Origin of the sequence: Nocardioides sp., from assembly GCF_041600255.1 — a bacterium.
GTDB lineage: Bacteria > Actinomycetota > Actinomycetes > Propionibacteriales > Nocardioidaceae > Nocardioides.
The window spans coordinates 1-6,556 of sequence record NZ_JBFIKK010000161.1 but is presented as its reverse complement, the minus strand read 5'-3'; the positions used below and the strand labels follow the sequence as shown (position 1 = coordinate 6,556).

The 6,556-nt window shown below is 72.4% G+C and carries 6 protein-coding genes; all 6 read left to right on the top strand.

Annotated features, from left to right (window positions below):
* On the top strand, nt 1–880 hold an 880-nt coding region (locus tag ABZE72_RS15075; protein ID WP_372729851.1), incomplete at its 5' end, for a hypothetical protein.
* Nucleotides 881–914: 34 nt separating this feature from the next.
* The gene (locus ABZE72_RS15070) at nt 915–1,145 is read left to right on the top strand and encodes a heavy-metal-associated domain-containing protein (RefSeq protein ID WP_372729850.1); all 231 of its coding nucleotides are present in this window, start codon (nt 915–917) and stop codon (nt 1,143–1,145) included.
* Between the two features lie 121 nt (nt 1,146–1,266).
* Nucleotides 1,267–3,567 carry a heavy metal translocating P-type ATPase gene (locus ABZE72_RS15065; RefSeq protein WP_372729849.1) on the top strand — a complete coding sequence of 767 codons (2,301 nt, stop codon included), beginning with the start codon at nt 1,267–1,269 and terminating at the stop codon, nt 3,565–3,567.
* Nucleotides 3,568–3,613: 46 nt separating this feature from the next.
* Nucleotides 3,614–4,876: an NAD(P)/FAD-dependent oxidoreductase gene (locus ABZE72_RS15060; protein WP_372729848.1), complete on the top strand. Its 1,263-nt coding sequence runs from the start codon at nt 3,614–3,616 to the stop codon at nt 4,874–4,876.
* A gap of 4 nt (nt 4,877–4,880) precedes the next feature.
* Nucleotides 4,881–5,105, top strand: coding sequence for a heavy-metal-associated domain-containing protein (locus tag ABZE72_RS15055; RefSeq protein ID WP_372729847.1), 225 nt, complete (start codon nt 4,881–4,883; stop codon nt 5,103–5,105).
* Nucleotides 5,106–5,222: 117 nt separating this feature from the next.
* Nucleotides 5,223–6,556: MFS transporter (locus tag ABZE72_RS15050; RefSeq protein WP_372729846.1), on the top strand; the 1,334-nt coding region annotated here is incomplete at its 3' end.

The following is a 6,556-nucleotide window of genomic DNA, read 5'->3' as shown; positions in this document are numbered from 1 at the left end:
CGGCGCCGAACCCGTCCGCCACGACGGAGGTCACCGGCCGGCGACAGCTCCCACCCCGTCCCCCCGGACGCCGTCCAACACCCCACCGTCCCCCCAGGAGATCCCGGGCGGACTGATGGTCAGCCAGGACGGCTACTCGTTGCAGGTCCTCGACGATCTCGTCGAGGCTCCCGGCAGGACACAGCTGCGCTTCCGGGTCACCGACCCGACGGGCGCGCCGCTCACGTCGTACGACGAGAGCCACGGCAAGGACCTGCACCTGATCGCCGTACGACGCGACCTCGGCGCCTTCCAGCACGTGCACCCCCGGCTTGGGGCGAACGGCACCTGGTCGATCCCGCTGGACCTGGACGCCCCGGGGGAGTACCGGATCTTCGCCGACTTCCGACCCGCCGCAGCCGAGTCCGGCTACACCCTCGGTCACGACCTGTCGGTGGCGGGCAGCTACCGGCCCCGGCCCCTGCCCGCGACGTCGCGCACCGCGCGTGTCGACGGCTACCAGGTCCGGCTTGACGGCGACCTGGTGGCCGGAGAGACCTCACGGCTGCGCCTGTCCGTCACCCAAGGCGGGCGGCCGGTCACGGACCTCCAGCCCTATCTCGGCGCCTCCGGCCACCTCGTCGCCCTGCGCGAGGACGACCTCGCCTACCTGCACGTCCACCCCGACGGTGATCCGTCGGACGGTCGGACCGCAGCCGGACCGACGATCACCTTCGACGCCGAGGTGCCCTCGACCGGCGACTTCCGGCTGTTCCTGGACTTCCGGCACGCAGGTCGGGTCCACACCGCTGCGTTCACCGTGAGCGCCTCCCGACCGGGGAACCCCGGGACGGCGCCGGCGCCCACCGAGGAGACGCACGACGATGCCGCCCACCACTGACCCCCTGCAGGCCGACCGGCCCGCAGGCCATCCGATGAAGGGAACACCCGAGATGCCCACCGCCGCCACCTACACCGTCACCGGCATGACCTGCTCGCACTGCGCGATGTCGGTCACCGAGGAGATCACCCAGATCCCGGGGGTCTCGAACGTCGACGTCGACCTCGGCTCCGGCCAGGTCACCATCTCCTCCGACGTCGCCGTGGACCGCACCCAGGTCCAGGGCGCCGTGGAGGAGGCCGGCTACCAGCTCGCCGACAGCTGACGGACCGGCCCCACCGGACCCCTCCGCCGTCGCCACCCCCCTCCCGACGGCGGAGGGGTCCACCCCCCGGACGTGACCCGTCCGACGCCCGGCCCAAGCGCCACGAACCGAAGGACCTCGCATGACTCTCCAAGGAACCCCAGCAACCGGCCAGCAGGTCGAGCTGCAGATCGGTGGCATGACCTGCGCGTCGTGCGCCAACCGGATCGAGCGCAAGCTCAACAAGCTCGACGGCGTGGTCGCCACCGTCAACTACGCCACCGAGAAGGCCCGGGTCACCCTCGGCGCCGCCGACGGTCCCGTGGACTCCGCGGCCCTCGTGGCCGCGGTCGAGAGCGCCGGTTACACCGCCCGCATCCCGCAGCCGAAGCAGCCGGGCGACCGGTCGAACACCGGGCAGGGCTCCCCTCAGGATGCAGAGCCCGACCCGGTTGCTCCCCTGAGGCAACGGCTGATCGTCTCGGCGGTGCTGTCGATCCCGGTCATCGCGATGGGGATGGTGCCGGCCTGGCAGTTCACCTTCTGGCAGTGGCTCTCCCTCACCCTCGCCGCGCCCGTGGTGGTGTGGGGTGCCTGGCCGTTCCACCGCGCCGCCTGGACCAACCTCAGGCACGGCGCCGCAACCATGGACACCCTGGTCTCGGTCGGCACCTTGGCAGCCATGGGCTGGTCGCTCTTCGCCCTGTTCTTCGGCACGGCCGGCGAGACCGGCATGACGCACCCCTTCACCCTCACCATCGAGCGCTCCGACGGCCTCGGCAACATCTACCTCGAGGCCGCGGCCGGGGTCACCACCTTCATCCTCGCCGGGCGATACTTCGAGGCCAGGTCCAAGCGACGTGCCGGGGCGGCGCTCCGCGCCCTCCTCGAGCTCGGCGCCAAGGAGGTCACGGTTCTCCGGGACGGGGTCGAGACCCTGATCCCGACCGACGAGCTCCAGACCGACGACGTCTTCGTCGTACGTCCCGGGGAAAAGGTCGCCACTGACGGGGTCGTCCTCGAAGGGTCCTCCGCCGTGGACGCCTCGATGCTGACCGGCGAGTCGGTCCCCGTCGAGGTGGCTCCCGGCGACGCCGTGGTCGGTGCCACCGTCAACGCCGGCGGACGTCTCGTGGTCCGTGCCACCCGCGTCGGGACCGAGACCCAGCTGGCCCAGATGGCCCGGCTCGTCGAGGACGCCCAGACCGGCAAGGCTCAGGCGCAACGTCTCGCCGACAGGATCTCCGGCATCTTCGTGCCGATCGTGATCGCGCTGGCGGCGGCCACGCTCGGCTTCTGGATCGGCGCCGGCGCCGGTGCAGGCGCCGCGTTCACCGCCGCGGTGGCCGTCCTGATCATCGCCTGCCCGTGCGCCCTGGGACTGGCGACGCCCACCGCCCTGATGGTCGGCACCGGCCGAGGCGCGCAGCTGGGCATCCTGATCAAGGGCCCCGAGGTGCTCGAGAGCACCCGCCGCGTGGACACCATCGTCCTGGACAAGACCGGCACCGTCACCACCGGCCGGATGACGCTCGTCGACGTGCTGGCCGCTCGTGGCGAGGACACCGCAGAGGTGGCCCGGCTCGCCGGCGCCCTCGAGCACGCCTCCGAGCACCCGATCGCCCAGGCGATCGCCACCGGTGCTCGCGAACGGGTCGGTGACCTTCCGGCCGTGGAGGACTTCGCCAACGTGCCCGGCCTCGGCGTCCAGGGCGTCGTCGACGGTCACGCCGTTCTGGTGGGCCGTGCCCGACTGCTGGCCGACTGGTCCCAGCACCTCCCCGAGGAGCTGCGTGCCGCGATGGCCGACGCCGAGGAGCACGGTCGAACCGCCGTGGCCGTCGGGTGGGACGGGCGCGCCCGGGGGGTGCTCGTGGTCAGTGACGTCGTCAAGGACACCTCCGCCGAGGCGATCTCCCGCTTCACCGAGCTGGGGCTGACGCCGGTGCTGCTGACCGGGGACAACGAGGCGGTCGCACGCTCCGTCGCAGCCCAGGTCGGGATCCCGTCCGGGCCCGACAGCGTGATCGCCGAGGTGCTGCCCGAGGACAAGGTGGCCGTGGTGCGGCGCCTCCAGGAGCAGGGCCGGGTCGTGGCCATGGTGGGGGACGGCGTGAACGACGCTGCCGCCCTCGCCCAGGCCGACCTGGGTCTCTCGATGGGGACCGGGACGGACGTGGCGATCGAGGCCAGCGACCTCACCCTGGTGCGCGGGGACCTCCGCGCGGCCGCGGACGCGATCCGGCTCTCCCGGAGCACCCTCGCCACGATCAAGGGCAACCTCTTCTGGGCCTTCGCCTACAACGTGGCCGCGATCCCGCTGGCGGTCGCCGGCCTGCTCAACCCGATGCTGGCCGGTGCCGCCATGGCCTTCTCGTCCGTCTTCGTGGTCACCAACAGCCTGCGCCTGCGCCGTTTCCGCAGCCTCGTCGACGCCGCCTGATCCCGTCCAGCCCCGTCGCGGCGGGGGAGTCACTCCAGGAGTCCTCATGTTCCAGACCATCAAGGCCGGTGTGCTGATCATCGGCACCGGTGCCGCCGGCACGGCCGCAGCGAGCGAGCTGCGGGCCCGCGGGTACGCAGGTCGACTCACCCTCGTCAACGGTGAGGCCGAGTCGCCGTACAACCGCACCGCGGTGAACAAGGGCCTGCTCGGGGGCCAGATGTCCCTGACCCAGGTGGCGCTCCGCCTGCCCGACGACGAGGACGTCACCACGTGGCACGGACGTCGGGTGACGCGGCTCGACACGGAGGCGCGATGCGCCCATCTGGACACCGGGGAGCGCCTGGAGTACGACGCAGTCCTCGTCGCCACCGGGGCCGAGCCCCGTCCGCTCGACGTCTCGCACACCCAGGTGGCCGCGAACCGCGTTCACCAGCTGCGCACGGCGGCCGACGCCGCAACCCTGCGGTCGGCACTCGACGAAGCCGCTGCGCGTCGCGGTGACCGGACGGTCCGGGTCGGCGTCGTCGGCGCGGGCCTGCTCGGTGCCGAGACCGCCGACACGCTGGCCGCGGAAGGTGCGGCCGTCACCCTGGTCGACCCGGACCCGGCCCCGCTGGACCGACTCCTCGGTGCGACCGTGGCGGGCTGGGTCCGCGCCCAGCAACGCGGCGTCCTGACGCCGGCGTTCGCCACCTCGGTCGCCGGTGTCCACCTGCTCGGCGATGCCGTCCTGATGCGCCTGTGCGACGGCACCCACGCGGTCGTCGACGTCATCCTCGTCGCCTCGGGGGTGACGCCGGCGACGGCGTGTCTGTCGCCCCTGTTCCCCGTGGCCCGGGACGGGGTGCCCACCGACGAGCACCTGCGGGTCCTCGGCGTGGCAGGTCTCTACGCGGCCGGCGATGTCGCACGCCCCCGTCGGGGTGGGGTCACCGTCCGTGGCGAGCACTGGGGCCAGGCCCTGGCCCAGGGCAGGCACGTCGCCCGCGTGATGCTCCACGACCTGGGGCTGTCCGAGGACCCGGGCCCGCTCGACGCGCCCGAGTCGTTCGCCACCCGTCTGCACGGCAAGGCGATCACGGTGCTGGGCCGCCCGGGCCCGGAGGGCCGCGAAGTGGTCCTCGCGGGCAGCCGCGAGGACGACGCCGTCACCCTCGCCCTCGTCGACCGCGACGGCCGCCTCGTCGGGGGAGTCGCCCTCGGGTCTCCGCGCACGTTGAACAAGCTGCGGCCGCTGGTGGCCTCCCGTGCGCTGCTGGCCGACGCCAGGACCGCGCTGGACGAGCTCGTCCCCACGGCCGGGTGACGCCATGACCGACCTTGAGCTGATCGTCGCCGGGATGAGCTGTCGTCACTGCGTCCGTGAGGTGACAGCCCGGCTGCGTGACGTGCCCGGGGTGCGGACCGTGGTCGCCAGCGCGCGGACCTCGAGGGTTCGGCTCGGGGGCACCATGTCCGCCGCCGACGTACGCGCCGCGCTGGCCGGCACGTCGTACACCGTGCAGCTGGTCTCCGACCCGACCACCCTGCCGTGAGCCGCTGTCGAGCCCGCGCCGATCAGGACAGCGACCGGACAGGGCGACGACAGCCCCCGCGACCACAGTGCACGTGACAGTCGAGATCGGCTGACCGACCAGAGAGAGGCAACTTCAATGTCCACCACCCCCCACGACGCGGGAGGTCTGAGCAGTCGGCGTTGGCTGGCGCTCTGGCTCATCGCCGCGGCCCAGTTCATGGTCATCATGGACACCTCGATCATCGGGGTCGCCCTGCCGCAGATGCAGGCCGACCTCGGGTTCTCGCCCCAGGACCTGAGCTGGGTCTTCAACGCCTACGTCGTCGCCTTCGGGGGCCTGCTGCTGCTCGGTGGCCGGCTCTCGGACCTGTACGGCGCTCGCCGGATCTTCATCGGCGGGTGGGTCATCCTGGCGATCGGTTCGCTGGTCGCCGGCTTCGCGGGCAGCGTGTCCGCCGAGCTGGCCGGGCGTGCCGTGCAGGGTGCCGGCGCCGCGTTGATCGCGCCCGCCGCACTGACGCTGCTCTTCACGATCTTCGGATCGTCGCCCAAGGAGCTGACCAAGGCGCTCGCACTGTACGGCGCCGCCGCTCCGGCGGGCGGCACGGCCGGCGTGTTCCTCGGTGGAGTGCTGACCGAGTACGCCAGCTGGCCGTGGGTCTTCTTCATCAACCTGCCGCTGGCTGCCGTCGTCGTCGCCCTGGCACCCTCGGTGATGCCGGCCGGCGCCACGCAGCGCGGCTCCCTGGACGTGACCGGTGCTGTCACCGTGACCGCGGGTCTCGCTGCGGTCGTCTTCGCCGTGGTCCGTGCGCCGGAGGCCGGTTGGTCCTCGGCCGGGACGCTGCTCTTCGGACTCGGGGGACTGGCGCTGCTGGCGCTCTTCGTCCTGCTCCAGTCCCGGCTGCGTCAGCCGCTGATGCGGCTCGGCATCTTCCGGGCACCGAACCTGGCGGCCGCGAACGTCGCCCAGCTGATGCTGGGTGCGGCCTGGATCCCGATGTTCTTCTTCATCAACCTCTACCTGCAGAAGGTGCTGGGGCTGGGAGCCTTCGCCAGCGGTGCGGCTCTGCTGCCGCTGACGCTCACCATCATGGTGGGGATGATCCTCGCCGCACCGCGGCTGATCGCGGCGTTCGGCCCGAAGGCGATGACCGTCTCCGGGCTGGCCACCCTGGCCATCGGGTTGGCGTGGTTGTCCCTGATCAGCCCGGACGGCAGCTTCGCGGTCGACGTCCTGCCCGCGTCGCTGGTGACGGCGGCCGGCATGGCGATGGCCTTCATCCCCTCGTTGGGCATGGCGCTCTCGGCCGCCGACCCGCAGGAGGGTGGTCTTGCCTCCGGCATCGTCAACACCAACTACCAGGTGGGCTCCGCCCTCGGGCTGGCTGCGATGACGGCGGTCGCGACCGCGTTCGGTGCTGACCGCGCCGGAGACGTCCAGGCGCTCACCGACGGCTTCTCGGCCGG

What these genes read in the sequence shown, in the direction of transcription:
- ABZE72_RS15070 (WP_372729850.1), top strand. Translation starts at nt 915, where the DNA reads ATGAAGGGAACACCCGAGATGCCCACCGCCGCCACCTACACCGTCACC.
- ABZE72_RS15065 (WP_372729849.1), top strand. Translation starts at nt 1,267, where the DNA reads ATGACTCTCCAAGGAACCCCAGCAACCGGCCAGCAGGTCGAGCTGCAG.
- ABZE72_RS15060 (WP_372729848.1), top strand. Translation starts at nt 3,614, where the DNA reads ATGTTCCAGACCATCAAGGCCGGTGTGCTGATCATCGGCACCGGTGCC.
- ABZE72_RS15055 (WP_372729847.1), top strand. Translation starts at nt 4,881, where the DNA reads ATGACCGACCTTGAGCTGATCGTCGCCGGGATGAGCTGTCGTCACTGC.